Source organism: Ketobacter sp., assembly GCF_003671495.1.
Taxonomy (GTDB): Bacteria; Pseudomonadota; Gammaproteobacteria; order Pseudomonadales; family Ketobacteraceae; genus Ketobacter.
In genome coordinates, this window is the sequence record NZ_RCHN01000016.1 from 64,957 (window position 1) to 90,518 (window position 25,562).

Here is a 25,562-nt window from a genome sequence, read left to right on the forward strand (position 1 = left end):
CATTTTTGCTCCCCGACACGCCACAATCCCCATCCGGTGCTGCCCGATTCCGGTGGTGTACTCACCTCTGTCATTCAGAGATTGTCATTCACAGATTGGGGTATGTTATGCAGAACGTGGGTCGGCTGGTTACAGCCTTGGTGTTGGTGCTGTCCTGTTGCGCAATGGCCTTCGGGGACGGTTTCGAGGAAGCGCATTATGGGTCTCTGGATGAGGTGGGCACCGGCAGCCTGTTGATCCGGCAGCAGGGGGGGTATCAGCCCTTTCTTCGCAGCCGGGCGGAATTTGATGTGGAGGTGAGTGGGCTGGTGTCCCAGGTCACCCTGCGGCAGGAGTTTATCAATCCGAGTCAGGAATGGGTGGAGGCGGTCTATGTGCTGCCCCTGCCGGAGGACAGTGCAGTCAATGCCATGCGCCTGCGGATCGGTGAACGGGTGATTGAGGGCGAGATCATGGAGAAGCAGGAGGCCCGCCGCATCTACACCCAGGCCAAAGCCCAGGGCAAACGGGCGGGGCTGCTGCAGCAACAGCGTCCCAACCTGTTTTCGACCCAGGTGGCCAATATCGGTCCAGGTGAAACCGTGGCAGTGGAGCTGCGCTTTCTGCAGACCCTGCATTTCCTGCAGGGGGCGTTTTCCCTGCGTCTGCCCATGACCCTCACCCCCCGCTATATTCCCGGCACGCCACCGCAGGAAACCCCACCCCAGGATGTGCGGGGCTGGGCGTTCGCCACCGACCAGGTGCGGGATGCCCATCTGATCTCGCCCCCTCAAACCCATCAGGCGGCGGCGGAGCAGATGCTGGCGTCGCTGCAGATCCGCGTCAACGCCGGGTTTGATGTGGAAGGTTTCGATGCACCCTATCATGCCATCCAGGTGGGCCGGTCGGGCCGGGAATACCAGATTCGCCCTCATGGGCAAACGGTGCCCATGGATCGGGATTTTGTATTGAGCTGGAAACCGGTGGCCCGCCAGGCTCCGGTGGCGGCGTACTTTTCGGAGCAGGTGTCCGGTCGGGATCATGGCCTGATCATGGTGATGCCGCCGGCGCCCTCGGCAGCCCTGCAAATCGGGCCGCGGGAGCTGATCCTCATCATCGACAGCTCCGGCTCCATGTCCGGCCAGTCCATGGTGCAGGCCAAGCAGGCGGTGCAGATGGCGCTTGGCCGCCTGCGGCCTCAGGATCGTTTTAATGTCATCGATTTTGATTCCGGCTACCGCACCCTGTTTCCTCGCCCGGCTGCGGCCACACCCGGGGCCCTGCGGCGCGCATCCTTCTTTGTGGAGGGGCTGACCGCCGACGGAGGCACGGAAATGTTGGCGCCCCTGCAGGCGGCACTGTCCCAAGCGCAGACGGAGATGGAGGATAGGGGAGAGGATAAGGGTGAAACCGTACCGGTGACCCAGGTCGTGTTCATCACCGATGGCAGCGTGGGCAATGAGCAGGCCCTGTTTGAATTGATTCACCAACGCATTGGCGATAAGCGGCTGTACACCGTGGGCATCGGCTCCGCGCCTAACGGCTATTTCATGCGCAAGGCGGCGGAGTTCGGCCGTGGTACCTACACCTATATCGGCAGCACTGACGAAGTGCAGACCCGCATGGCAGAGCTGTTCGGCCGCATCGAAAAACCCGCCCTCACCCAAATAGAGATCCAGGTGCAGGGGGCGGCAGCAGAGGTGTACCCACAACCGGTGCCGGACCTGTTTCTGGGGGAGCCGTTGTTGATCAAGGCCCGCTTTGACCAGGCGCCAGGCGGTGTGGTCATCAAAGGCCGGTTCCAAGGCCAGCCCTGGCAGACCGCCCTGACCCTGCAAGCCGGGGATCAGGGGGAGGGCATTGCCACCCTGTGGGCCCGGGCCAAGGTGGCCAATTTACAGGATGACGGGGTGCGCCAGGGCAATGGCTCCCTGCATCGGCAGGCGATCATTGCCCTGGGCATCGAGCACCGTCTGGTGACGCCCTATACCAGCTTCGTGGCGGTGGACAAAACCCCGGTGCGGCCACAAGACACAGCCCTGCACCAGGAGCAGGTGGCCAATCCCATGCCGGCGGGCTCGCAACAAAGTGCACCCGGTGTGGGTTATCCGCGCACGGCGTTGGGGCTGCAATGGCACATGTTGATCGGCCTGTTGTTGCTGGGGGCGGCGCTGTTGTTGTGGCAGCGCACTGAATTCGGAGGGGGCTGTGATGCGGATCTGGCGTAGACGTCTGGCCCTGTTACTGATGGTGGGGGCAATCTGGTTGCTGGGGGAGAGCGCCTATCTTGCTGCCAAGGCGCAGCTGGCCCAGGTCCTGCTGGACGACGCCTGGCAGAAGCACCTGCAGGATGGCCGGGCCCATCGCCCCTGGCCCTGGGCGGATACCTCCCCCATTGCCCGCCTGTTGTTTCCCCGGCAGGACAAGAAGCTGGTGATCCTGGCGGGTGCCAGTGGCCGCAACCTGGCGTTCGGACCTGCTCACCTCAGCGCCAGTGTGGCGCCGGGTCAGGCCGGGGTTAGCGTCATCGGTGGTCATCGGGATACCCACTTTGCCTTCCTGCGGGAAGTGGAGCTGGGTGAGCAGTTTCTGCTGCAGTCCCGTGATGGGGGATTGCAATGGTTTGAGATCGTACAGATCCAGGTGACGGACGTGCGTGATTCGGAAATTGCGCTGCAGGCGGACGAGCCGGTGTTGGCCCTGGTGGCGTGCTATCCCTTCAACGCCCTGGACAGTGGTGGTCCCTTGCGTTATCTGGTAATTGCCCGGCGCATACAGGAGGGGGCTGCCATCCGCCCCCTGCAAGTGTAAACCAGCTTATTTTCGGGGCACGCTGGAGTTGTGGTACAGGGGGCGGACTTCCGGTTCCGGCTCCTCCCGCAAGCTCAGCACCAGGCCGATAACCAGCCCCAGAAAACACAGTGCTAATACCGGCCATTGTCCCAACTGCACAAACGGCGTCATCCCCTGGGTGCCGTACATCACGCCTTTCAGTACGCCGGGTTGGAAGGCGGGAATTTGCCCCTGCACACGTCCCTTGTGGTCAATGATGGCGGTGATGCCGGTATTGGTGCCCCGCAACAGGTATTTGCCGGTTTCCAATGCCCGCATCCGGGCCATCTGGAAGTGCTGGATCGGCCCCCAGGAATGACCGAACCAGGCATCATTGCTGATGGTTACCAGGAAATCCTTGCCTTTGGCCTGCTGCCGCACCAGTTCCGGATAGACCACTTCATAGCAGATAAAGGCGGCAAAGGTCAGGCCGTTGGCCAACAGGGGCGCCTGATCCGGGGCTCCTTTACTGAAACTGGACATGGGCAGGTTGAAAAACGGCAACAGCCCCCGCAGGGTGTCTTCCAGGGGGACGTATTCCCCAAAGGGCACCAGCTTCTGCTTATTGTACATACCTTCGCCAGCGCCGATCACAAACACCGAGTTGTAATAGCGGTCGCCGCCGTTTTCCAGCGGTTCCCAGCGTGGCACGCCACTGACAATGGCGGTGGCATGGGCGGAGGCCTGGATGTCCAGTTGGGTAATGGTTTTCAGGGCCTGGTGGTAATAGACCGGATAGGCGGCCTCTGGCCACAGGATAAAATCCGCATCCTGGTTTTTCTCAGTATTGGAGATATAGACATCGAAGATTTTCTGGCGGTATTTCGGGTCCCATTTTTGTTCCTGGGGAATGTTGCCCTGAATCAGCGCCACTTTGCGGGTCTGCGCCAGATCCGGCAGCGTCCACTCCAAACCCTGCAGGGACCAGCAGCCGACCCAGAGTACAACCAGCCCGATCAGTGCGGGCATGCGCTGCAGATTGTCTTTTTGGCAGAAGAGGCGGATCAGTACAGCGCTTACGGCCGCCACCAGGCTGAGCCCCAAGGTGCCCGCCACCGGCGCCAGTCCCGACAGTGGGGAGTCAATAAACCCATAGCCGGCCCACAACCAGGGGAAGCCGCTCAACAGCCAGCTCTTGCTCCACTCCACCAGCACCCAGATGGCTGGGAACGTCAGCATCGGATAGCGATCCAGTTGCCAGCGACGATAAGCCCAGAACGGCAGGGACAGGGTGAGCAGGCTGAGGAACGCGCAAAAGCCCAGGGTTCCCAGGGCGGATAACCAGGCCGGGGTACCGCCGTGATAATGGATGCTGACGTACACCCAGGACACGCCGACCCCGTTGAATCCCATGCCGTAGAAAAACGCCCGCCAGAAGGCGCGCTTGGGCGTCTGCCGTTCCAGCAGAAGCAACAGCAGGGCCAGAGATACGGGAATCAGCGGCCAGAAGCCCAATGGTGCCAGTCCCAGTGGAAAAATCGCCCCCGCCACTAACGCCAACAGGTGGCCTTTGCCACCTGCGGTGATCGAAGTTTTTATGGTCATATTCTTGATAGAGGTTATGAATGTTGTATCTGGCTGACCTTCAACAGGCGGATGGCCCGGTTATCGGCGTTCAGCACAGTAAAATTGTACTTGCCAATATTGACGCTTTCATCACGCTTGGGCAAATGGCCGAAGTGACTGAGGACAATGCCTCCGATGGTGTCGTACTCGTCTTCATTGAACTTGGTGGCGAAATGCTCGTTGAACTCGTCGATGGGGGTAACCGCTTTCACCACGAATTCGTTATCGTCGGATTCCTTGATCATGTAGTCGTCGTCAAAATCGTGTTCGTCATCAATTTCGCCGACGATCTGCTCCAGCACGTCTTCAATGGTCACCAGGCCAGACATCTTGCCGTACTCGTTCACCACCACCGCCATGTGGGTACGGGTCTGGCGGAATTCCCGCAGTAATACGTTCAGGCGTTTGCTCTCTGGCACCAGGGTGGCGGGGCGGATCAGGTCTTTCAGTTGGGTTTTCTCCAGCTTGCCTTTATAGGCCAGGTCCAGCAGATCCTTGGCCAGCAGGATGCCGATGATGTCATCCGGGCTTTCGCCATACACGGGAAAACGGGAGTGGGCGGATTCTATAATGGGTGGCAGGTATTCGTCCGGTTTGGCGCTGGAGTTGATGACGATGCATTGAGCCCGGGGAATCATGATTTCCCGCACCTGCATATCCGACACCTGTAACGCCCCCTGAAAGATTCCCAGTGCTTCGGATTCCACCAGCCCGCTGTGATGGGCATTGGTCAGAATTTCCAGAATATCGGACTGGGATTGCGGTTCACCGGACAGGAAATTGGCTAACTTATCCAAAAAACCTTTGCCTGATGAACCGTTACGACTTTGATCGTCGTTCATGATGACGAATGTCACTCCTCTTTTAGTTATCGATCACGTAGGGGTCTGCAAAGCCCAGCTGTGCCAGGGTCTGCACCTCCAACGCTTCCATGGTTTCCGCGTCTTGCTCTTCAATATGGTCGTAGCCCAGCAAATGCAAGGTGCCATGAACCACCATGTGGGCCCAATGGGCCTCCCGGGTCTTATTCTGCTCAGCCGCTTCCCGCTCCACCACCGGTGCACAGATCACCAGGTCCCCCAACAGGGCCAGTGGAATGTCTTCCGGCGTTTCGAAAGGAAAGGACAGCACGTTGGTGGGGCGGTCTTTATCGCGATAGGTGCGATTCAACTCACGGCTTTCGTAGGTATCCACCAGGCGCAGGGTCATCTCAATGGGCATGTCCGCCGGCACGTCATAACGCGCCTCTTGCAGAGCCTGTGCCACCCAACGGGAAAACTGATCCAAAGACGGTGTTTCGTAGTCCTCGCAGGCCTGCTGCAGGTCGATATCAAGATTCATGACGGTGCATGTCGTCCGCTTCGTGCTGGTCGTAGGCTTCAACGATGCGCTGAACCAGGGTGTGGCGCACCACATCTTTGGATTGGAAATGGGAAAAGCCGATGCCTTCGACGTCTTTCAGTACATCCATGGCATGCACCAGACCACTTTTGGTGCCCCGTGGCAGGTCGATCTGGGTGTAATCACCGGTGATCACCGCCTTCGATCCAAAGCCGATCCGGGTCAGGAACATTTTCATCTGCTCCTTGGTGGTGTTCTGGCTTTCATCGAGGATAATGAAGGAATTGTTCAGGGTGCGACCCCGCATGTAGGCCAGGGGGGCCACCTCTATGATCTGTCGATCGATGAATTTCGCGACCCGCTCAAAGCCCAGCATCTCATAGAGTGCGTCGTACAGGGGGCGCAGGTAGGGATTGATCTTTTCCGCCAGATCACCGGGAAGAAAGCCCAGTTTCTCGCCGGCTTCCACCGCCGGGCGCACCAACAGAATGCGCCGCACCTGCTCTGACTCCAGGGCTTCCACCGCACAGGCCACCGCCAGGTAGGTTTTGCCGGTACCGGCCGGGCCGATGCCGAAATTAATGTCGTTGCGCATGATCTGGCGCACATAGGCCTTCTGGTTCTCGCCCCGGGGTTTGATCATGCCCTTACGGGTGCGGATGCCCAGTTCCAGAGTCTCCTGATCCCCTGCTGCTGCGGTGGTAAGATCGGGGCTGCCGGCAGCCGGGTTCATCTGGCTTTCCCGCAGCATCAGGTGGACGTCGTCCGGGGTCAGGTATCGATTGCTCAGGGTGTCCTGGTAGAGCTTGCTGAGCACATCACTGGCGGCACTGACCTGGCGGGGGTGCCCCGTCAACTGAAAGGCATTGCCGCGATTGGCAATCTGTACTTCCAATTTGTCTTCGATTTGTCGCAGGTGCTCGTCGAACTGCCCGCAGAGCTTGGCAAGGCGGCTGGAATCAGCAGGTTCCAGCTTCAATTGGTGAGTGGTAACGATCTCGTTCAAAGTGGCTGCGTCATACGCCCTTCAATGTTGGAATGGATATAAGAATATACGGAAGCGCCAGGCAGGAAAAGCATAATCGGGCTTTAAGAACCTTTGGTGATTTTGTGGCGGCTTTTTGGGCCAAACGGTTTTTCATCAGGGTGTAATTCTTGCTGCGCCAACTCAAAAAAACGGCAAAAACGGTCATAAATTGTCGAAGCTTTTTACACACATCGGTACTGATCGGTTCTAATGGCGCTATAAGTCATATAAAAAACAAGGCTTTATGGAGTTGGCACATAGACTGCATTGCTTATGGCGTTGTTGCTGCCCGCACAACCTGATCGCCTGTAAGTGGCTGAATTCCTAGGGGGAAAGCGAGCGGAAACCCGTTGGGGCACAATATGGGGGCCTTCTTCAAAGCCTTGCTTTGAAGGTGGCTCCCGGGTTTCTACACAGCTGTAGCCGTGCAGGCCGCAACACACGAACGACCGGACAACTGCTGTTGCCGGTCGTTTTTTTATGGGGTTTTATGAAATGCTGCGGGCGAGTCAGTTGGCCTCGGCCAGACCCAAATAGCTACCCAGCAAGGAGTTGGGCAGGGCCTGATCAATACTGACCTCCACGAACCTGCCAATCAGCTCATCGTCGTCATGACGGAAGTTCACCACCCGGTTATTCTCGGTGCGGCCCTGCAGCTGACCGGGGTCCTTGCGGGAAATCCCATCCACCAGAATCACCTGCCTGCTGCCCACCATGCGGCGGCTGATTTCCTGGGCATTTTGATTGATGCGGTGCTGTAACAGTGCCAGTCGACGTTTCTTCTCTGCCGCGGGAGTGTCGTCCTCCAGGTCCGCGGCGGGGGTGCCGGGGCGTGCGCTGTAAACGAAACTGAAGCTAAGGTCGAAGCCGATTTCATCGATCAGAGTCATGGTGTCGTTGAAATCGTCCTCGGTTTCCCCGGGAAAGCCGATGATGAAATCCGACGACAGGCTAATGTCCGGACGGTTGGCCTGGATACGGCGAATCTTGGCAATGTATTCGTCCCGGTTATGGCCCCGTTTCATGGCGCTCAGGATACGATCTGATCCGCTTTGCACTGGTAAATGCAGATGACTAACCAGCTTTGGCTCCCGGGCGTAGACGTCGATCAGGGAGTCGGTGAATTCCACCGGATGGCTGGTGGTGAAGCGGATACGGCCGATGCCGGGTACTTTGGCGATGTGCTCAATCAGTTCCGCCAGATCCACAATGTCCCCCTCCGCGGTCTCTCCGCGGAAGGCGTTCACGTTCTGCCCCAGCAGATTTACTTCCCGCACGCCCAGCTTGGCCAGGTGCTGGACTTCTTTCATCACGTCTTCAAAACGTCGGCTGATTTCCTCGCCGCGGGTGTAGGGTACCACGCAGAAAGTACAGTATTTGGAGCAGCCTTCCATGATGGAGACGAAGGCCTTGGGGCCGTCCACGCTGGGCTCCGGCAGACGGTCGAACTTCTCGATCTCCGGAAAACTGACATCCACCACCGGCTCGTGGGTGATGTCCACGGTTTCAATCATATTGGGCAGGCGGTGCAGGGTCTGGGGGCCGAACACCATGTCCACATAGGGTGCGCGATCCCGGATGGCATCCCCTTCCTGGCTGGCCACGCAGCCGCCAACGCCGATCACCAGCTCCGGATTGCGCTCCTTCAGTTTCTTCCAACGGCCCAACTGGTGGAACACCTTTTCCTGGGCTTTCTCCCGGATGGAGCAGGTGTTGAGCAGCAGTACATCGGCGTCCTCTGCATTATCCGTGAGTTCCAGTTGGTATGTGTCCCCCAACAGATCCGCCATACGATTGGAGTCGTATTCGTTCATTTGGCAGCCATGGGTTTCAATAAAGAGTTTCTTGCGCATGATCCACTTCTATTCGAGTATTCGAGCCGGTGCGGGAGGCGAATTATACAGGGGTTGCCGGCGCTTTTCACAGTTTGTCTTGCGGGCTGGATGGGTTAGTATCGGGTCAGCCAAAAACTGTTTATAAATCAGAGATAAAGCAGGTATGCAAGTGAGCTCATCGGGGTTGCGAGATTGTTTCAGGGTGTTTGCCGCGGGGTGGCTGGTCGTGCTGTCCGTGGCGGCGTGGGCCGGGCCGTTGCCCATCAACACCCGGCTGGGTGGGGATTTTGCCCTGCCGTCCACTGTGGCGGAGACGTCCCGCCTCAGCGATTTCAAGGGTAAAGTGGTGTTGCTGAACTTTGGCTATACCAGCTGTCCGGATATCTGCCCCATGGTACTGAACCGCATGGCGGCGGTGCTGAATGAGCTGGAGGATGCGCGCAGCAAGGTGCAGCCCCTGTTCATTACCTTCGACCCCGAGCGGGATACCCGGGAGCGCCTGCAGCAATACCTGAAATACTTCGGTGCTGACTTTGTCGGTTTCACCGGCACCGGCGAGCAGCTGGCGGCAGTGGCCAGGCAGTACGGCGTGATCGCCATTGCCCAGAAATCCGACTCGGCGGCGGGCACGCTTTACACCCATAGCGACTACATATATCTGCTGGATCAACAGGGCCGGGTACGGGCTCTGTTTGCCAAATCCGATTCCATCGACAAAATGGTGGACGACATCGAATCCCTGCTGGAGGACTGAATGCCATGAAGCCGTTTCTGCTTGCACTCTTGTTACTGCCAATGCTGGCCTGGTCCGGTGAGGCAGCAGTTGAGGTGGAAATCGAACAGCCCTGGGTGCGCGCCGTGCCCCCGGTCAGCCCCAACACAGCGGGCTATTTCAAACTGCACAATCACGGCGCTGTGGAGCGGGTGATCGTCGGCGTTGCCAGTGACGCAGCCAGCGCAGTGGAGATGCACACCGTGGTGGAGCAGGACGGTGCCACCACCATGCAGCCGTTGCACGAAGTGAAGATCGCGGCAGAGGATTGTGTCATGTTCGAGCCCGGCGCCCATCACATCATGTTCATCGGCTTGAAACAACCGCTCAAGGAAGGCGACGAGGTCAAGCTGATGTTGCAGTTCAAGAACGGCGACACCCTGCCCATCCTGATGCCGGTCAAGCGCACAGAGGATGCTGGCCATCACCACCATCACCATTAAAGAGCCTGCCATGAGTCCGGTACCCGGTTTTGAAGAGTTTCGGTTCAGCTACGGGGGCTTTGCCCACCGGGTGCTGAAAAAAGGCGATGGCAGCCAGCCCGGTGTGCTGATTATCCAGGAGCTGCCCGGGATCACCCATCACACCATCGAGCTGGCGGAACGCTTGCACAGCGACGGCTTCACCGTGTACCTGCCGGTGTTGTTCGGCCAACCCAACGCGCCTTTCGAACCCCTGAAAAATCTGGCCAAAGTGTGTGTGAGCTTTGAGTTCCGCGTGCTGGCCAATCGCCGTCGCGGGCCGGTGGCGGATTGGCTGCGGGCCCTGTGTCGACGTATGCAGGCAGAGTGCGGTGGCGTGCCGGTGGGGGCCATCGGTATGTGCTTCACCGGTGGCTTTGTTTTGACGTTGATGATCGATGAGGCGGTGGCGGCACCTGTGTCCTGCCAGCCCGGCAACGCCGACGGCATGGTGGGCAGGCAGGCGCGCCGCAGCCTGGGGGTAACGCCGGCGGATATGGCGGCGGCCACACAGCGCTCAAGGGAGGAAGGTGTTCCGCTGATGGGGATGCGTTTTACCCATGACATCATGTGTCCCCGGGCCCGTTTTGATTACCTGGAAGATCAGTTCGGTGAGCATTTTCGCCGCATCGACATCGATTCGTCCCTGTTCAATGAGCACAAAATACCGCCCTGGGCCCATTCTGTGCTCACGCTGGATTTCGTCGATGAGCCAGGGCATCCCACCCGTCAGGCCTATGACCAGATGATCGCGTTTTTTCAGGAGCGGCTGGTCAGCGTACCCAGTTGATAATCCTGGATCGCTTCCTCAATCTGCTCACGTGTGTTCATCACGAACGGACCGTACTGCACCACCGGCTCCTTCAGGGGGCGTCCTGCTAACAGCAGCACCCGGGCCTGCTGGTTGCTCTGCACGTGCTGAGTGCTCTGCAATGGGAATGCGCCCTCATGCTGCACGCTGATCATCTGTGCTGCGTGCACATCCTCGCCATCCTTTCCGCCAACCCGCACCTGGCCTTCGTACACAAACAGCAGTGTTTTCAAGGCCGGATCAAGTTTCAAGGTCAGCGGGTCCGTGCCATTCAGCTCCAGGTCCCACAATTGGGGTTCCGTCGTGCGACCCCGTATGGGACCGGCAATCCGGTCACCGTCAGCCATCCAATCTCCGCCCAGCACGTGGATGCGATGCGATCCGCTCACCACCAGTGGAATGTCGGCGGGCTCCAGGTTGTGGTATTCCGCCGGGCGCAGTTTTTCGTCCGCCGGCAGGTTCAGCCACAATTGAAAGCCGTGGAAGGCCCCGTCTTTCTGCAGCGGCATTTCGGAGTGAATCACCCCTCGACCTGCGGTCATCCATTGCGCCCCACCTGCTTGAATCACCCCCTGGTTGCCCATGTGATCCCGGTGCTCCAGTTGTCCCTGACGCATGTAAGTCACGGTTTCAAAGCCGCGGTGGGGGTGGGATGGAAAGCCGGCTGCATAGTCGCTGCCGGTTTCAGAACGGATCTCGTCCAGCATCAGGAACGGGTCCATCACGCCGTAGTCACCCATCGGCACTACCCGTTTGATTTTGACTCCGGCTCCGTCGGATGCAGGGCGTGCCGGAATGCGATGCAGTATCTTGGTCATGGGGATTCGCTCCGTTGTGTGGTTTTGGGTTGGTGCTTGAAACGGGGGTTCTGTCTTTGTTTCAGGCGTTCAGTAACCCATCGATTCTGGTTTTGGCTTCGTCCATTATCTGTGAAGCCTGCTCGGGCTGCATGCTGAGCTTTTCAGCAAACACAAACTCCACATCCTCAAGGCCGACGAAGGCCAGCACCGTCTGCAAATAGGGAGTTTGGGTATCCTTGGCCGTCCCCAGATATTCGCCGCCGCGCGCGCCCAGAACATAGGTTTTGGTGTTGTTCAGCAGCCCTACCGGCCCGCTTTCGGTGTACTTGAAGGTGGTGCCGGCACGGGCAATGGCGTCAATCCAGGCTTTCAGGGTCGACGGAATGCCGAAGTTGTACATGGGGACGCTTAACACCAGAACGTCCGCGCTTTGAAGCTCCTCAATCAGGGTGTCCGCCAGGTTGGCCAACTGCTGCTGTTCCGGAGTGCGTTGGTGCGCCGGTGTGATGTTGGCTTTGAACGTGGCGGCATCCAGGTGGGGTACCGGGTCCTGGGCCAGGTCCCTTACCACCACCTCAGCGTCAGGATGCTGCTGCTGAATCTGGTTCAGAAAATGGGTGGCCAACTGACTGGAGTTGCCGTGTTCCCCGTGAATGCTGCTGCTGATGTGTAGTACTTTCATGGCTTGGCTCCTGATTTTCAGAGGTCTCATTTGATGTTTTCTATGATAATTCGAATAAATAGAATTAAAATACGAATAAATCGCTGGTTTTAATCGATTAAATCGAAGGAATGGATATGGCAGCATCCCTGATTCCAAAAGTTACTCTGGAGCAATGGCGGGCATTTCAGGCGGTGGTGGAATACGGTGGCTATGCCCAGGCTGCCGACGCCATCCACAAAACCCAGTCCACTCTCAGTTACTCCGTGCAGAAGCTGGAGCAGTCCCTGGGGGTGCAGGTTCTGGAAGTGAAGGGGCGTAAAGCCAGGCTCACCGCCGCCGGAGAGGTGCTGCTAAGGCGCTCGCGCCAACTGCTGGAAAGCGCCGTGTCGCTGGAGGCCATTGCCGACAGCCTGGCCCGTGGGGTAGAGCCGCGTCTGGATTTGGCGGTGGAGGTGGTGTTTCCCTACGATGAGTTGTTCTGCCTGCTGGCGGCGTTTTCCCAGCGCTTTCCCGATACCCGGGTGGAACTGATGGAGTCCGTATTGTCCGGTGGCCATGACCTGCTGGTGGCCGGCCAGGTGGACTTGCTGGTGTCCACGGTGGTACCCCAGGGATTTGTGGGGGAGCCCCTGATGCGCCTGGAGTTTATCTGCGTCAGCAGCCCTGAGCACCCGCTGCAGTCCTTGGGTCGCCCGGTGACGTTGCAGGATCTGAAACTGCACCGGCAAATGGTGACCCGGGATTCCGGCCCCCAGCGCCGGTTCAGCGCCCCCTGGCTGGAAGCGGAACAACGCTGGACCGTCAGCAACCTGAGCACCTCCATCCGGGCCATCAAGGGAGGGCTTGGGTTCGCCTGGGTACCCCGCCTGCAGATCGAGCAGGATCTGCAGCAAGGCCTGCTGGTGCCCATCGCCATGGAAGAGGGCGGGCGTCGCTACGGCGAGCTCTATCTGGTGTATAAAGACAAGGATGCAGCGGGGCCGGCCACCCGGTACCTGGCGGAGCTGCTGCTGGATCGCTGTCAGAACATGGAGCAAGCGGAGGCGCTGGATGTGGACGAAATGGATTAGCCTGTCAGTGCTGCTGTGGGCAACACCGGTCAGTGCGGAGATCTTCCAGTGGAAAGATGCAGCCGGGCGTGTGCACTATTCGGATCAGGCGCCGGAAGAATATGAAAGCCAGACCGTGACACCGAATACCGAGGATTTGGGCGTACGCCTGAGCGGCCCCAAGGCCACCGAGGACTGGTCGGAACAAGCCTTGTCTCCGCAGAAAAACCTGACATCGAAGCCGCCACAACGGCGTACGACCCTGACTCGGGATGCTGCGGAACAGGATCTGTGTGAGGGTGTGGTGGGGGATTGTTTCAGCGAGCAGCAGGACTACGTATGCAAGCTGCGTTTCAGCCTTGAATGCAAAAAAATCTATCACTGGAAGGTCTGTCTGCAGCAGGATTGCGAGCAGAAAGACATTGCGGACAAATGCCAGTCGCCCTATCAGTTGCTGGACCGGCGGCCACCGGTAATGACCCAGGCACAAATGGGGCGCGAGATGCCGCTGCAGGGGTTGGTGTCAGAACGGGACTGGCAATGTTTGAGTCAACACGGATTCTTTTGTGATGAGGTGGCTTTCGAAGCCACCTGCCAGCAACGCTTTGGCCAAAGCTGTGAGGCACTGCAGCATTGGGCAGAAGCCGCGCAGCAACGCTGCAAAAAACAGCGGGGCAGCGATTGTGGCGATATCGACAGTTGGAAGCAGTTTCGCCCGCTGTCCATAGAAGAGAAAGAAAAGGCCGGCATCCGTTTGGCCGGGGGCGGTGTCTCGTCCCAGGATAGGTTAATGGCATCCCTGGGGGTGGAACGGGACGATCCGGCCACCTACCCGAAGCTGCAGCGTGCATTGGAATCCCTTACCGGCTTGAATATTCGGGAACGCAGGCGCCGCTTTGACTGCGATGCCGAATGGAAAGGGTTTGCACCCCGCGGCCACCACTGACCTCTTGTTTCATCTTTTTTGTCGCTAAAGGTCACTCAGTTTCCCGACGGGATTGGTTAGAATTCTCCGTATAGTCAAAAGCGAAACACAGTTGTGTCGACTTCGATTTTAAAGGGCAAAGGACTACCGAGGGACCCTTTTGAAGCACTGGACTTACAACCATTTCGTGAACTCCAAACTATCTTCTCTTTTAGCATTTGTGCGTTGAATGCACTCGCCACGCTGTAGATTGGGCTGCATGTGGCGAGTTTTTCTTTTTCTGGACTCGGTGTGTTGGCCTGGCCTAATGCAATTTCAGCGTTGGGCTGGCACGCCGGTTAATCCGGTCCCGCAGAATCAGCAGCAGGGTTCTGAAAATTCCGTGCAGCGTAAACTGGTGCATGCGGTACAAGGTGATGTACATGAAGCGCGCCACCTTGCCTTCAAACGTAAAATCTTTGCTCAGGTTCCCCATGATGTTGCCCACGCTGCCTTTTTTGCTGAGGGAAATCAGCGAGCCTTTGTCCTGGTAAACAAAGGGTAGAGGGGCTTTGCCCTGCAGTCGGCGCTGTAGGGATCTGGCCAGGTGCTTGGCCTGTTGATGAGCGGATGCAGCACGCGGGGGCACCGGAGTGTCCGCGTCATGGCGGGGACACTGGGCACAATCGCCGAACGAAAAGATGTTCTCATCGCGGGTGGTTTGCAGGGTATTGGTCACCACCAGTTGATTAATCCGATTACTTTCCAGTCCGGCAATACCCTGCAGAAACTCGGGTGCTTTAATGCCGGCACTCCAGACTTTCAGAAACGCCGGAACGAAGCGTCCGCTCTTGGTATGCAGTCCATCGGCGGTAATTTCCGTGACCATCTCATTGGTGAGCACTTCAATATTCAATTCTTTAAGTTGGCGCAGAATAGCCGCCGAGGCTTTCTCTGACAGCACCGGCAACACCCGGTTCGAGGCCTCGATAATGGATATGGTCAGGTTCTCGGGCTTGATTTGGTCAAAGCCGTATTCCACCAGTTCATGGGCAGAATGATTCAACTCCGCTGCCAGCTCGACGCCGGTGGCACCGGCACCCACAATGGCAATGTTGCAGTGTTTCGGGGCCACGCCCGGCGCCTGGCTGGCTTTCAGATATTCGTTTAGGAATTTGCGATGGAACGCTTCAGCGGCGGAGCGCTTGTCCAGAAAAATGCAGTGTTCTGCTGCGCCCTTGGTGCCGAAGTCGTTGGTGTTGCTGCCCACGGAGATCACCAGCGTGTCGTAGGGGATGGTCCGTTGCGGCAGAATTTCCTCGCCACTTTCATAATGCGGCGCCAGGATCAGGTGTTTGGCGTCCCGCTCCAATCCGCTCATGCGCCCCATGACGAACTTGAAATGATGTCGTTGCGCGTGGGCAACATAATTCAGCTCATCCACGTCGGCGTTCAATACGCCGGCCGCCACTTCGTGCAGTCTGGGTTTCCACAGGTGGGTCATGTTGGCGTCCACCAGAGTGATGTCCGCCTGACCGCGTTTACCAGCTTTGTTCCCCAGTAGCGTTGCCAGTTCCAGGCCGCCGGCGCCGCCTCCGACGATCACGATTCGATGGGTCATAGTTGATTACCTTTTCAAGTTTGGAATTCGGGCTCAAGTTTGAAATCCGGGGCAGGTCAGGCACCGGCCTGGTCCGGTCTGACGTGCCAAATTCGTCTCACGATGTTGACTATGTGGTCAATAAGCCGGTTGACCATCGCTAAGGTGGGCGGCCATTCTAGTGGCCAATTCAGTGTACGCAATGACAATTTTGTAACGGCGGGTAGGCGCCAGGGCAATAGCGCAGCGTAATCAGTCTTCCAAATCCTGATAGTTTTCCGGCTGAAAGCGCGGCGTACACAGGGCCAGAAAGATCAGGTCGACTTCACCGTTGTTGAGAATCCGTTGGCGCACTCCCGCTGGGATCACCACGGTGTCTCCGGCCTGCACCGGGGTAGGAGGGAGGTCGCCCACCTCAACCAGGCCAGTGCCGCACAGAATCTGGTATCGCTCCACGGTGTGCGTCAGGCTATGCCAGCGGGTTCGACGGCCGGGGCTGACCCTGGCCCGGGCGATGGATAAAGCGGGATCTGCGTCTGTATTCAGTTGCTCAATGATGTAGCAACCCTCTTCAAAGTAGTACTCCGTGTCCGGCTGGATCGGCAAAATCATTGGCTTCATGGTCAGCCCGCATAGGGTTGTTTCAAGGTCACCAGGATCACCACTGTCACCAGAATGAACACCGGGGCTTCATTGAAGATCCGATAGAAGCGCTCACTGCGGGTGTTCTGGTCGGCAGCGAATTTTTTCAGATAAGCACCACATAGGTGGTGATAACCGATTAACAGGATTACCAGGGTCAGCTTGATGTGCATCCAGATGGCGGATTTGAAATAGGGGTCCCAGCGATCCACCAGCATCCAGATACCCAGCACCAAGGCGACAATCATGCTCGGGGTCATGATGCCGCGATACAGTTTGCGTTCCATGATTTTGAAGCGCTCAGATCCGGTTTTGTCCCCTTCCGCATTGGCCTGACAGTGATAGACAAATAACCTTGGCAAATAGAAAAGGGCGGCAAACCAGCAGATGATGGCGATGATATGAAAAGCTTTTACCCAAAGCATCGGTGTTCCCTAAATCTGATAAAAATGTTCGATGTCCTGTTTGCGCACCACCCCGAACACCCGATAGATATTGGGTGCGGACATGCGGCGCACATAGACGGCGCTTACGTCGGCTTTCTTCATGGCCTGCAGAGCTTCGTGCAAGGTGGCACTCAGCAATACCGGGGTCACATTATCCCGTTTGGCCGGGATTTCCAATAGATTGATGCTCGCCCCGTCGGTGGGAGTTGCGCCCTCTTTGGGTTTCGCCTGATCCAGGTTGGTCAGGTGCATCGCAAGCTCTGCCGCCGGCATAAAGTGGGTGGGCAGACCCTCCTTTTCGATCAACAGCCAATTGGGTTGCTTTTTGAGGATGTCGTCCGCCTCCTCCCGGGAAAGATGCTGGTTCACCCGGCGAATGTTGCGGTCCATCACGGCCGCTACACCCACGCGATGCAGGTGCCGGGCCAGTGGGCTGACGTTGAGTGCGATACCCTGCGCCTCCAGAAACCCCTGGAAAATACCCCGCTGGCGGAACACCTGCGTGGTGATCAGGCTGGAAATGACCACCACCAGCATACCGGGGAATATGATGTTGGGCTCAAAGGTGAGCTCCAGCAGTGCCATTAATGCAGCCAGCGGGGCTTCCAGGGTGGCGGCCATCATGCCGGCCATGCCCAGCAGCACATACAACGTGATGTTGGCGTCCTCCGGTAGCAGCGCCTGCCCCAATTCCCCGAACAAGCCACCGGCCATGGCGCCGATGAACAGGGCCGGGCCGATCACGCCACCCGGCAGTCCCGCCCCCACACAGGCACTGGTGGCCAGCAATTTCAGGCTCATGATAAACAGCAGGGCCGTCACCGTAAGGCTGCCCACCAAAGCCGCGTTCACGGAGTCGTACCCCACGCCCAGAATCTCCGGCGCCAGATAGCCGCAGGCTGCGGTAACCAACCCGGCGAGAAAGAAGCGCCAGCCCACACCCAGGCGGTGAGTGTGTTGATAGAACCGTAATGAAAGGTAGATAAGTGCCGCCGCCAGGCAGCCAATGATCACGCCGCAAATAACCACAAAGGGCAGCTCCAACAGGGTGCCCATTTGCACCGTGGGAATGTTGAACGCTGGCTCGTGTCCATAAACGGCCCGGGTCAGGGAGGCTCCCACCACCGATGCCAGAATAATGGGAATGAAGGTGCTGATGCTGTATTCCATCATGATCACCTCCATCGCGAAAATGACGCCGGCAATGGGGGTGTTGAATGAGGCGGAAATGGCCGCCGCGCAGCCGCACCCGGTCAGAATGCGAACGCTGTTATTGGGCAGGCGGGCCCATTGACCCAGCAGGCTGCCGCCTGCCGCACCCAGGTGGACAGCGGGGCCCTCGCGGCCCATGGACAGCCCCCCGATCAGGGTGGCGGCAGCCCCAAAAAACTGCACCAGCAGACTGCGCCAGCTGATGGCACCCTGATACAGGTTGAAGCGCTCAATCACGTAGGTGACGCCAGTGCGGCGCTCGTCTTTCGAAAGATAATGAAATGCCGCGCCCAACAGAATGGCGCAGGTCAGGGGGAGGGCGCCCTGCAACATCGGATTCAGTCCCTCAAAGTTTTCCGAGTGCTCCGGCAGGAACAGGGAGAGCACCGACTCCACCAGCAACCGGAACAGGATGATGATCAAGCCGGAGCTGAGCCCGGCCAGAATGCCCAGTACCGCCAACAGGGGCACCGCATCCAGGGTGGATAATCGTTCTCTAATGCGATCAAGATCAAATTTCATCACAGGACAGGTCAGCCAAATACGCTACGCTTAATACATCGGGACAGGGTGAACCACCGGCACAGCACCTCAGGCGGAATTCTATACAGAGTCATACTTAGAGCGCCACACAGAGCCCTATCAGTCACAAAGGGTGCTTGCCTACCGCGGTTTTTAAAGCAAAAATTTTGCCTAAACAACGGCTTATGATTTTTAATACGGTTCCAGCTGCTTTATGATTGCATATTCTGTCAGCAAGAACGAATCGGGATCCCTATGAATCAAGGCGCAAAACTCAAAATCGGCATAGTTGGTGGCACCGGCTACACGGGCGTGGAACTGCTGCGATTGTTGGTGCAGCATCCCAATGTGGAGTTGACCGCCGTGACGTCACGCTCCGAAGCCGGGCAGGATGTGCACGCGCTTTACCCAAATTTGCGCGGGCACCTGGATCTCCAGTTTTCCCAACCGGATCTGGATAACCTGAGCCAGTGCGATCTGGTGTTTTTCGCCACACCCAATGGGGTTGCCATGAAGCTGGTACCGGGCCTGCTGCAAGCGGGCGTGCGTGTCGTGGATCTGGCGGCGGATTTCCGCCTCAAGGACCCATCACTTTGGCAGCAGTGGTACGGTATGCCCCACGCGTGTGAAGACGTGTTGGAGCAGGCGGTGTATGGCTTGCCAGAGATGAATCGCAGCCAGATTGCCGAGGCCAAAATTGTGGCCAACCCGGGTTGCTATCCCACTGCGGTACAACTGGGTTTTCTACCCTTGCTGGAGCGGGGCTTGATTGATCCCATGCACCTTATCGCTGACGCCAAATCCGGTGTCAGTGGTGCGGGGCGCGAGGCAAAATTAGGCTCGTTGTTGTGTGAAGCCAGCGAAAGTTTCAAAGCGTACGGGGTCAGCGGTCATCGTCACCTGCCGGAGATCAGTCAGGGGCTGGCCGAGGTCATGGGCGCGCCAGTGGGATTGACCTTCATCCCTCATCTCACACCGATGATTCGGGGTATTCACGCCACCCTTTATGGCCGTTTGCAGGGGGCTGCTGCAGATCTGCAGGCGCTGTTTGAGTCCCGTTTCAAGGACGAGCCCTTTGTTGACGTTATGCCGGCCGGTTCGGCACCGGAGACCCGCAGCGTGAAAGGCTCCAATCAATGCCGTATTGCGGTTCATGTGCCTCAGGGTGGGGACACCGTCGTGGTACTGTCCGTCATCGACAATCTGGTCAAAGGCGCTGCCGGACAGGCCATCCAGAATATGAACATCATGTGCGGACTGCCTGAGTCAGCGGGGCTGAATCAGGTGGCGTTGATGCCCTGAGGATCTGCCGTGGCCAAACCGGTGGGAAGCCCTGATCCGCAATTGATTTTGGTGCCACAGAGACAGAGTTCACGTTGGAAAAGCGTGTTGCTGTCTATACTGGTACTGCTGGTGGTGGCATCCGGGTGTTTCCTGGCCGGTTACTATCAGGGTATCCGGGAAAAGCTCCACGTGCTGGATGAGCGTGCTGAATTGCGCACCGAGACCGCCGACCTGAAGAAACAATTGTCTCAGGCGCAGGAGCAGTCCGCGATTCACAAGCATGGCAGTGAATTGGAGCGGCAGGCTTCGGAGCGGGTTCGTAAGGAAAACATTTCCCTGCAGAACCGGGTTTCCGAACTGGAAGAGGCGGTCACTTTCTATAAAAGCATCATGGCCCCCCGCAAAAACGATAAAGGCCTGCGGATCGAACGTTTGGAATTGTCATCCACCGTTAATAAACGCCGTTTCAAATACAAGGTGGTGATGACCCAGGTGGCGGACAACAGTTCCTACATCAGCGGCAATGTCACCATGAACCTGGTGGGCATGCGCAACGGTAGCAAGGAAAGTGTTTCTTTTGAAACCCTGTCCAAAGAAATGGAAAGCAGTGGAATACCGTTTAAATTCCGTTACTTCCAGAACGTGGATGGGGAGATACTGGTCCCGGCTGACTTTGTGCCGGAACAAATTGAGGTGATCGCCCAGTCGAAAGGTCGTAAAGCGACTAAACTGGAAAAGCGGTTTGATTGGAATGTGCTAGAGGTAAAAAGCGATGTGGGGAAAGGATAAGACAAAAAAAGTAGACTTTGATCGTCATGCTGGAAAAACCACCATGATCGCGAAAGGCACGGTAATTAACGGTGACGTGAAGTTCGAAGGTGGGTTGTTGGTTGAAGGCACTATCAGGGGCAACGTACGTGCTGAGGACGGCAGTGAGGCGCTGCTGCGCCTGAGTGAAGCCGGTCAGATTGAAGGCGAGATCCACGTGCCCAATGTGGTGGTCAATGGCAAGGTGAATGGTGATGTTCATTCCTCTGCCCATGTGGAGCTGGCTGCCAAGGCAGTAGTGAATGGCAACGTGCATTACAATCTGATCGAGATGGTTATGGGTGCGGAGGTTAATGGATCGTTGGTACACAGCCAGCAGAAGCCCGCGTCGTCAGAAGTCCCCATTTCCTTCGATAAGAAGGCCAAGAAAGAGGACAAGGCCCCTAGCCTGGACGCCAAAATGGAAACCAAGCAAAGTCCCGCCTGAACGGCCTATTGTTGACTACTTTAGTGGGACTTAAGATAATCCCAGACGGCGCCCGGTGGCGCCGTCGGCGGTTAAGAAGGCCAGTCAGAAGGCCATATAGCCAGTGAGTCGGCTATTTAAAGGGTAGTCAAGAAGGAGTGCCAGCAGTGTCAGACGCACCAGAACTGAGTTTTACGGACAGTGCAGCCCGTAAAGTAAAAAACCTGATCGAGGAAGAAGGTAACGACAACCTCAAGTTGCGGGTGTACATCACCGGAGGGGGGTGTGCTGGTTTTTCCTACGGGTTCAAGTTTGATGAAGATGCCAAAGAGGATGACACTCAAGTGGTAAATCAAGGGGTTACCTTATTGGTTGATCCCATGAGCATCCAGTACCTGGCCGGCTCCGAGGTGGATTACACGGAAGGCCTCCAGGGGGCGCAGTTTGTGGTCAAGAACCCCAACGCCACCAGCACCTGCGGTTGCGGGTCTTCCTTCTCTATTTAGTCAGACAGCCCCGTCACAAGCCCAACCAGCTTTTCAGATCCTCTTTGCCCATCAGGATCGGTAAAGGCCACCCAGCAATACCGCGTCCCGGGCTCCGGTGAAAGGGCTGGTGTTCAATTTTCTGCCTTCAATATGGCATTTCCCCAGCCAGGCGAAACACATGGCCTCCACCCAGTCGGCGGCAATACCCACGGTAGATGAGTCCGCCACCGGGCAGGGATTCAGAGCCTGCAGGCGCGCCATAAGCTGCGAATTATGTACGCCGCCACCGCACACCAGGATTCGATCTGCTGCCACCGGCAAGGCCTGGATCGCCTGGGTTGCGGTGCGGGCGGTCAGCTCAAGCAGGGTGGCCTGCAAATCGGCTGGGTCCACCGCGTCAAATAGCGCTCCAGCTCGGCTGCGGGCCCATTCCAGATGAAAGTATTCCTTGCCAGTGCTTTTGGGGGCCGGCATCGCAAAATAAGGGTCTGCCAGCCAACCGGCCAGGAGCTGCTGATTCACGGCACCCTGCGCTGCCCACTGCCCATCATCATCAAAGGTTTCCCCCCGGTGAAGCTGGCACCAACTGTCCATCAGCCCGCTGGCCGGGCCGGTATCCATAGCCAACGGCTGTCCTTGGGCCGGTAACCAGGTGATGTTGGCAATGCCCCCCAGATTCAACACCACCCGGTTTTCCCTGTCATGGGCAAGGGTCGCTGCGTGAAACAGAGGGGCAAGTGGGGCACCCTGACCGCCGCACGCCATATCGCGACGGCGAAAATCCGCCACCACATCGATTCCGGTAAGCTGGGCGATCACATTGGGGTCACCCACTTGCAGGGTAAAAGGGTGTTTGCCCTCAGGGCGGTGACGGATGGTTTGGCCATGGCTGCCGATGGCGGTTATTGCATTGGCGGAGGTGTCGCTCAGGGCCAGTAGTTCGGCCACGGCGCTGGCGAACAAGCGCCCCAGCTCCACATCCAGCTCCCCCATCAGATCAATTTGGTGATGATCCGGTGTAAAAAGCGAGATCAGGCGCGCACGGGTATTGGTCGGGATAGGGTGGAGGTGGTGGGCCAGCAGCTTGGGCTCAGGCTCATCAAACGAAACCAGCGCTGCGTCAATGCCGTCAGCGCTGGTTCCAGAGATCAAGCCAATATAAAGATCATCGGGTCGCATTCATTGGCCCAGGTTGGCGACTTTTTCGCTCTCCATGGCCGCTGCATAGGTGGAGAGTTGTCCAACCATCTGTTGGGCGATTGCCAAAAACGCGTCTTTATCCTGTTTCGGGATCGGCTCTGCATGAGGCAACTTTACCGTCACGGGATTACGTACGGCACCATTTACGTAAAACTCATAGTGCAGGTGAGGGCCGGTAGCCAGGCCTGTGCTGCCAACGTAACCGATGGTTTGCCCCTGTCTCACCCGGGCGCCGGAACGCACCCCTTTGGCGTAGTTGTTCATATGGGCATATAGAGTGCGATACTTCTGTCCATGTTGCAGGATCACCACCTTCCCGTAACCGCCCTTGACTCCCGCGAAAATCACTTTCCCATCCCCGGTGGCTTTAATGGGCGTCCCCCGGGATGCAGCGTAGTCTGTACCCTTGTGGGCGCGAATGGTATGCAGGACAGGATGCTTACGGCTCAGGTTAAAGTGTGAGCTGATGCGGGCGAAGCTGATGGGGCTGCGCAGGAAGGCCTTGCGCATGCTGTCCCCCTCTGGAGTGAAATAACTCGCTCCCCGGTCTGCAGATTCATACCGAATGGCAGTGAAGGTTTCCCCCTGGTTGGTGAATTGCGCGGCCAGAATCTCTCCGTCCTTCACTTTCTCGCCATCAAGATGCATTTCTTGATAGATCACCCGGAAGGAGTCCCCCTGCCGAATATCCAGTACGAAATCCACGTCCCAGCCAAAAATATTGGCCAGTTCCATGGTCATGCCTTCTGACAGTCCAGCCTTTTGTGCCGCCAAAAACAGCGAGGAATCGATAGTGCCTTCCGCATAAGAGGTATAGGGTACCAGCTCCTTGATCTGCATATCTGCAGAATAGTGATCACCTTCGCGCTCGATCAGCAGGCTGTCGGTTCGGGACATGACGTACTCGAGTGCCACCAGCTGTTGCTCCTCGATGGCGAACCGCATGGTCTGTCCCGGATGGATTTTCTTCAGCAGAGCCACATCGCCGTCACCGGACATCACGTCATAGACGTCTTTGGAGTTCAGGCCGACACGTTTGAATATGTGGCTCAGGGTGTCCCCGTTGCGCACCTTTTCGTCTTGCCATTGGTAGGTTGCGATTGGCTCCGCTGGGGCTTCAGCCAATTGTTCTTCAACAAGCTCCTCTGCCAGCTCAACCAGCGGTTCCTGTGGGGCAATGTTGGTTTTCAGTCGGACAGTTTTAGTGGCGGTGGCATCGGGGGATGGCAATAAAGTCAGCGCCAAAATCATTACGGCCGAGCAGGCCGCTGCAGCCATCAGGTGTATCCTGGGGTAGGATGGTTTTGCCTTTTGCTCGTGGATTGAATGCTTCGTCATACCTAATTCGAGTAGATTCTGGTTAACACTGCTAAGTAATTCATTATAAGGATAGATGAAAGCGAATGTTACAGAAAGTTTAACTTGGGGATTGAGTCGTCCATCACAGTTCAAATTTCTATTTATTGCGACTGGGGCTTTCTGTGCTCCGTGCTACAATATCGCCCCTTTTTTATGATCAGATCAGTCAGTTAAGGTGGAAAACGTGTCGAATTCCGTAGAACAGGCCCTGGCCCTCATTAAGCGAGGCGCAGAAGAAATCCTGCTGGAAGAAGAGCTTATCGAGAAATTGAAGGAAGGCAGACCGCTGCGGGTAAAAGCCGGATTCGATCCCACGGCCCCTGACTTGCATCTAGGGCACACTGTACTGATCAATAAATTGCGTCAGTTTCAGGATCTGGGGCATCACATCATGTTTCTGATTGGGGATTTCACCGGCATGATCGGCGACCCCACCGGTAAGAACCAGACCCGCAAGCCCCTGACACGGGAAGATGTCCTCGAAAACGCCAAATCATACAAAGATCAGGTGTTTAAGATACTCGACCCGGACAAGACCGAAGTCGTATTCAACTCCACCTGGATGGAGCAGCTGGGCGCCGCCGGGATGATCCAGTTGGCAGCCCAGCACACCGTGGCACGCATGCTGGAGCGGGATGACTTTTCCAAGCGCTTCAAAGCCAATCAGCCCATAGCCATTCATGAGTTCCTCTATCCGCTCATCCAGGGCTGGGACTCTGTGGAGATGAAGGCTGACGTGGAGCTCGGTGGCACCGACCAGAAATTCAATCTGCTGATGGGGCGCGAACTGCAAAAGTCGCAGGGTCAGAAACCTCAGACGGTGCTGATGATGCCCATTTTGGAAGGTCTGGACGGTGTACAGAAAATGTCCAAGTCCTTGGGCAACTATATCGGCGTCACTGACGCGCCATCGGAAATGTACGGCAAGCTGATGTCTATCAGTGATGATCTGATGTGGCGATATTTTGATCTGCTCAGCTTTCGCAGTAACGAAGAGATCGCAGCGTTCAAGGCCGAAATCCAGGCGGGCTGCAATCCGCGGGATGTCAAAGCCAGGCTGGCGGAAGAGGTCGTCGCCCGTTTCCACGGGGAAGAGGCTGCCCAAAGCGCGCACAAAGGGGCTGGCAACAAATTCAAATGGGGTGACGTGCCTGAAGAGATGCCGGAGATCGAATTGGTTGCGGAAGATGCTGATGGTATTCCTGTACCCAATGTGATCCAGCAGGCAGGGCTTACCAAGACCACCGGCCAGGCTCGGGACATGATGAAACAAGGGGCTGTGCGGGTGGATGGAGAGCCGGTTAAGGATCTTAAAGCCCGCCTGGGTGCGGGTGGTCCTTACGTTTGTCAGGCGGGCAAAAAGAAGTTTGCGCGGGTCACGATCAAGTAGCCTGTAAGGTGTTGAATAAAATAGTTAAAAAAAGCGTTGACGTTGTAATTGAGATGCCTATAATGCGCACCACTTCGACGGGATAGGCGCTCAGAGATGAGGCAGCCGGAGCGGAGAAGGACGCAAAACGGGGCATTGAGCTGG

General features: G+C 57.3%; 25 protein-coding genes. 12 read left to right on the forward strand and 13 right to left on the reverse strand.

Annotated features, from left to right (window positions below):
* The first annotated feature begins 107 nt into the window (after positions 1-107).
* Entirely contained in the window at positions 108-2,207 is a 2,100-nt protein-coding gene (locus tag D9N14_RS08500; protein ID WP_290578941.1) for a marine proteobacterial sortase target protein, read from the forward strand.
* Positions 2,191-2,790, forward strand: coding sequence for a class GN sortase (locus D9N14_RS08505; protein WP_290578942.1), 600 nt, complete (start codon positions 2,191-2,193; stop codon positions 2,788-2,790). Before D9N14_RS08500 ends, D9N14_RS08505 begins: the two co-directional genes overlap by 17 nt.
* 6 nt (positions 2,791-2,796) lie before the next feature.
* On the opposite strand, the gene lnt is transcribed toward D9N14_RS08505, so the two are convergent.
* The 5 genes from lnt to miaB form a co-directional block, all read right to left on the reverse strand.
* Positions 2,797-4,356: an apolipoprotein N-acyltransferase gene (gene lnt, locus D9N14_RS08510; RefSeq protein ID WP_290578943.1), complete on the reverse strand. Its 1,560-nt coding sequence runs from the start codon at positions 4,354-4,356 to the stop codon at positions 2,797-2,799.
* 14 nt (positions 4,357-4,370) lie between these two features.
* On the reverse strand, positions 4,371-5,219 hold the full coding sequence (locus D9N14_RS08515) for an HlyC/CorC family transporter (protein ID WP_290578944.1): 849 nt from the start codon (positions 5,217-5,219) through the stop codon (positions 4,371-4,373).
* A gap of 22 nt (positions 5,220-5,241) precedes the next feature.
* Positions 5,242-5,718, reverse strand: a complete 477-nt coding sequence (ybeY, locus tag D9N14_RS08520) for an rRNA maturation RNase YbeY (RefSeq protein WP_290578945.1) — start codon at positions 5,716-5,718, stop codon at positions 5,242-5,244.
* Positions 5,708-6,724, reverse strand: coding sequence for a PhoH family protein (locus D9N14_RS08525; protein WP_290578946.1), 1,017 nt, complete (start codon positions 6,722-6,724; stop codon positions 5,708-5,710). The genes ybeY and D9N14_RS08525 overlap by 11 nt, the downstream gene beginning before the upstream one ends.
* Before the next feature lie 530 nt (positions 6,725-7,254).
* Positions 7,255-8,598 carry a tRNA (N6-isopentenyl adenosine(37)-C2)-methylthiotransferase MiaB gene (gene miaB / locus D9N14_RS08530; protein WP_290578947.1) on the reverse strand — a complete coding sequence of 448 codons (1,344 nt, stop codon included), beginning with the start codon at positions 8,596-8,598 and terminating at the stop codon, positions 7,255-7,257.
* A gap of 208 nt (positions 8,599-8,806) precedes the next feature.
* Between miaB and D9N14_RS08535 the strand changes: the two genes are divergently transcribed.
* Genes D9N14_RS08535 through D9N14_RS08545 form a run of 3 tightly spaced genes read left to right on the forward strand, consistent with a single transcriptional unit; the run spans position 8,807 to position 10,603 of the window.
* A complete protein-coding gene (locus D9N14_RS08535) occupies positions 8,807-9,334 on the forward strand; it encodes an SCO family protein (RefSeq protein ID WP_290578948.1) in 528 nt (175 codons plus the stop codon).
* Between the two features lie 5 nt (positions 9,335-9,339).
* Positions 9,340-9,795, forward strand: a complete 456-nt coding sequence (locus D9N14_RS08540) for a copper chaperone PCu(A)C (protein WP_290578949.1) — start codon at positions 9,340-9,342, stop codon at positions 9,793-9,795.
* The gene (locus D9N14_RS08545) at positions 9,767-10,603 is read left to right on the forward strand and encodes a dienelactone hydrolase family protein (RefSeq protein ID WP_290578950.1); all 837 of its coding nucleotides are present in this window, start codon (positions 9,767-9,769) and stop codon (positions 10,601-10,603) included. Before D9N14_RS08540 ends, D9N14_RS08545 begins: the two co-directional genes overlap by 29 nt.
* Here D9N14_RS08545 and D9N14_RS08550 read toward each other — a convergent pair.
* The gene (locus tag D9N14_RS08550) at positions 10,573-11,442 is read right to left on the reverse strand and encodes a pirin family protein (RefSeq protein WP_290578951.1); all 870 of its coding nucleotides are present in this window, start codon (positions 11,440-11,442) and stop codon (positions 10,573-10,575) included. The genes D9N14_RS08545 and D9N14_RS08550 overlap by 31 nt on opposite strands.
* A gap of 61 nt (positions 11,443-11,503) precedes the next feature.
* A complete protein-coding gene (locus D9N14_RS08555; protein ID WP_290578952.1) occupies positions 11,504-12,106 on the reverse strand; it encodes an FMN-dependent NADH-azoreductase in 603 nt (200 codons plus the stop codon).
* A gap of 116 nt (positions 12,107-12,222) precedes the next feature.
* Between D9N14_RS08555 and D9N14_RS08560 the strand changes: the two genes are divergently transcribed.
* The gene (locus D9N14_RS08560; protein ID WP_290578953.1) at positions 12,223-13,158 is read left to right on the forward strand and encodes a LysR family transcriptional regulator; all 936 of its coding nucleotides are present in this window, start codon (positions 12,223-12,225) and stop codon (positions 13,156-13,158) included.
* Positions 13,139-14,083, forward strand: a complete 945-nt coding sequence (locus tag D9N14_RS08565) for a DUF4124 domain-containing protein (RefSeq protein WP_290578954.1) — start codon at positions 13,139-13,141, stop codon at positions 14,081-14,083. The genes D9N14_RS08560 and D9N14_RS08565 overlap by 20 nt, the downstream gene beginning before the upstream one ends.
* A 283-nt stretch (positions 14,084-14,366) precedes the next feature.
* Here D9N14_RS08565 and D9N14_RS08570 read toward each other — a convergent pair whose 3' ends face one another.
* From D9N14_RS08570 to D9N14_RS08585, 4 genes are all read right to left on the reverse strand, one after another.
* Positions 14,367-15,662 (reverse strand): NAD(P)/FAD-dependent oxidoreductase, encoded by a 1,296-nt coding sequence (locus D9N14_RS08570; RefSeq protein WP_290578955.1) that lies wholly within the window; start codon positions 15,660-15,662, stop codon positions 14,367-14,369.
* 231 nt (positions 15,663-15,893) lie between these two features.
* The gene (locus D9N14_RS08575) at positions 15,894-16,262 is read right to left on the reverse strand and encodes a cupin domain-containing protein (protein ID WP_290578956.1); all 369 of its coding nucleotides are present in this window, start codon (positions 16,260-16,262) and stop codon (positions 15,894-15,896) included.
* Positions 16,263-16,264: 2 nt separating this feature from the next.
* On the reverse strand, positions 16,265-16,708 hold the full coding sequence (gene hemJ, locus D9N14_RS08580) for a protoporphyrinogen oxidase HemJ (RefSeq protein ID WP_290578957.1): 444 nt from the start codon (positions 16,706-16,708) through the stop codon (positions 16,265-16,267).
* A 9-nt stretch (positions 16,709-16,717) separates the two neighbouring features.
* Positions 16,718-18,463, reverse strand: a complete 1,746-nt coding sequence (locus D9N14_RS08585) for a chloride channel protein (protein WP_290578958.1) — start codon at positions 18,461-18,463, stop codon at positions 16,718-16,720.
* A gap of 255 nt (positions 18,464-18,718) precedes the next feature.
* Here D9N14_RS08585 and argC point away from each other — a divergent pair, with 255 nt between their 5' ends.
* The 4 genes from argC to erpA all read left to right on the forward strand — a co-directional run bounded on the left by argC (position 18,719) and on the right by erpA (position 21,487).
* On the forward strand, positions 18,719-19,765 hold the full coding sequence (gene argC, locus D9N14_RS08590) for an N-acetyl-gamma-glutamyl-phosphate reductase (protein ID WP_290578959.1): 1,047 nt from the start codon (positions 18,719-18,721) through the stop codon (positions 19,763-19,765).
* A gap of 84 nt (positions 19,766-19,849) precedes the next feature.
* Positions 19,850-20,536 (forward strand): DUF6776 family protein, encoded by a 687-nt coding sequence (locus tag D9N14_RS08595; RefSeq protein WP_290578960.1) that lies wholly within the window; start codon positions 19,850-19,852, stop codon positions 20,534-20,536.
* A gap of 43 nt (positions 20,537-20,579) precedes the next feature.
* Entirely contained in the window at positions 20,580-21,002 is a 423-nt protein-coding gene (locus D9N14_RS08600; protein ID WP_290578961.1) for a polymer-forming cytoskeletal protein, read from the forward strand.
* A 146-nt stretch (positions 21,003-21,148) separates the two neighbouring features.
* The gene (gene erpA / locus D9N14_RS08605) at positions 21,149-21,487 is read left to right on the forward strand and encodes an iron-sulfur cluster insertion protein ErpA (RefSeq protein ID WP_317622595.1); all 339 of its coding nucleotides are present in this window, start codon (positions 21,149-21,151) and stop codon (positions 21,485-21,487) included.
* Between the two features lie 51 nt (positions 21,488-21,538).
* On the opposite strand, the gene D9N14_RS08610 is transcribed toward erpA, so the two are convergent.
* The gene (locus D9N14_RS08610; RefSeq protein ID WP_290578963.1) at positions 21,539-22,648 is read right to left on the reverse strand and encodes an anhydro-N-acetylmuramic acid kinase; all 1,110 of its coding nucleotides are present in this window, start codon (positions 22,646-22,648) and stop codon (positions 21,539-21,541) included.
* Positions 22,649-23,947 carry an OapA family protein gene (locus D9N14_RS08615; protein ID WP_290578964.1) on the reverse strand — a complete coding sequence of 433 codons (1,299 nt, stop codon included), beginning with the start codon at positions 23,945-23,947 and terminating at the stop codon, positions 22,649-22,651. It lies immediately after the preceding gene.
* A gap of 265 nt (positions 23,948-24,212) precedes the next feature.
* On the opposite strand from D9N14_RS08615, the gene tyrS reads away from it, so the two are divergent.
* Positions 24,213-25,418: a tyrosine--tRNA ligase gene (tyrS, locus tag D9N14_RS08620; RefSeq protein ID WP_290578965.1), complete on the forward strand. Its 1,206-nt coding sequence runs from the start codon at positions 24,213-24,215 to the stop codon at positions 25,416-25,418.
* Positions 25,419-25,562: the final 144 nt, after the last annotated feature.

Excerpts from the sequence above, each read along its gene's own strand:
- D9N14_RS08560 (WP_290578953.1), top strand. The coding sequence starts at position 12,223 with ATGGCAGCATCCCTGATTCCAAAAGTTACTCTGGAGCAATGGCGGGCA.
- D9N14_RS08565 (WP_290578954.1), top strand. The coding sequence starts at position 13,139 with ATGTGGACGAAATGGATTAGCCTGTCAGTGCTGCTGTGGGCAACACCG.
- D9N14_RS08555 (WP_290578952.1), bottom strand. The coding sequence starts at position 12,106 with ATGAAAGTACTACACATCAGCAGCAGCATTCACGGGGAACACGGCAAC.
- D9N14_RS08600 (WP_290578961.1), top strand. The coding sequence starts at position 20,580 with ATGATCGCGAAAGGCACGGTAATTAACGGTGACGTGAAGTTCGAAGGT.
- D9N14_RS08545 (WP_290578950.1), top strand. The coding sequence starts at position 9,767 with ATGCTGGCCATCACCACCATCACCATTAAAGAGCCTGCCATGAGTCCG.
- D9N14_RS08500 (WP_290578941.1), top strand. The coding sequence starts at position 108 with ATGCAGAACGTGGGTCGGCTGGTTACAGCCTTGGTGTTGGTGCTGTCC.
- ybeY (WP_290578945.1), bottom strand. The coding sequence starts at position 5,718 with ATGAATCTTGATATCGACCTGCAGCAGGCCTGCGAGGACTACGAAACA.
- miaB (WP_290578947.1), bottom strand. The coding sequence starts at position 8,598 with ATGCGCAAGAAACTCTTTATTGAAACCCATGGCTGCCAAATGAACGAA.
- D9N14_RS08505 (WP_290578942.1), top strand. The coding sequence starts at position 2,191 with ATGCGGATCTGGCGTAGACGTCTGGCCCTGTTACTGATGGTGGGGGCA.
- D9N14_RS08575 (WP_290578956.1), bottom strand. The coding sequence starts at position 16,262 with ATGAAGCCAATGATTTTGCCGATCCAGCCGGACACGGAGTACTACTTT.
- D9N14_RS08550 (WP_290578951.1), bottom strand. The coding sequence starts at position 11,442 with ATGACCAAGATACTGCATCGCATTCCGGCACGCCCTGCATCCGACGGA.
- D9N14_RS08615 (WP_290578964.1), bottom strand. The coding sequence starts at position 23,947 with ATGGCTGCAGCGGCCTGCTCGGCCGTAATGATTTTGGCGCTGACTTTA.
- D9N14_RS08610 (WP_290578963.1), bottom strand. The coding sequence starts at position 22,648 with ATGCGACCCGATGATCTTTATATTGGCTTGATCTCTGGAACCAGCGCT.
- D9N14_RS08515 (WP_290578944.1), bottom strand. The coding sequence starts at position 5,219 with ATGAACGACGATCAAAGTCGTAACGGTTCATCAGGCAAAGGTTTTTTG.
- lnt (WP_290578943.1), bottom strand. The coding sequence starts at position 4,356 with ATGACCATAAAAACTTCGATCACCGCAGGTGGCAAAGGCCACCTGTTG.
- argC (WP_290578959.1), top strand. The coding sequence starts at position 18,719 with ATGAATCAAGGCGCAAAACTCAAAATCGGCATAGTTGGTGGCACCGGC.
- D9N14_RS08540 (WP_290578949.1), top strand. The coding sequence starts at position 9,340 with ATGAAGCCGTTTCTGCTTGCACTCTTGTTACTGCCAATGCTGGCCTGG.
- D9N14_RS08570 (WP_290578955.1), bottom strand. The coding sequence starts at position 15,662 with ATGACCCATCGAATCGTGATCGTCGGAGGCGGCGCCGGCGGCCTGGAA.
- D9N14_RS08585 (WP_290578958.1), bottom strand. The coding sequence starts at position 18,463 with ATGAAATTTGATCTTGATCGCATTAGAGAACGATTATCCACCCTGGAT.
- hemJ (WP_290578957.1), bottom strand. The coding sequence starts at position 16,708 with ATGCTTTGGGTAAAAGCTTTTCATATCATCGCCATCATCTGCTGGTTT.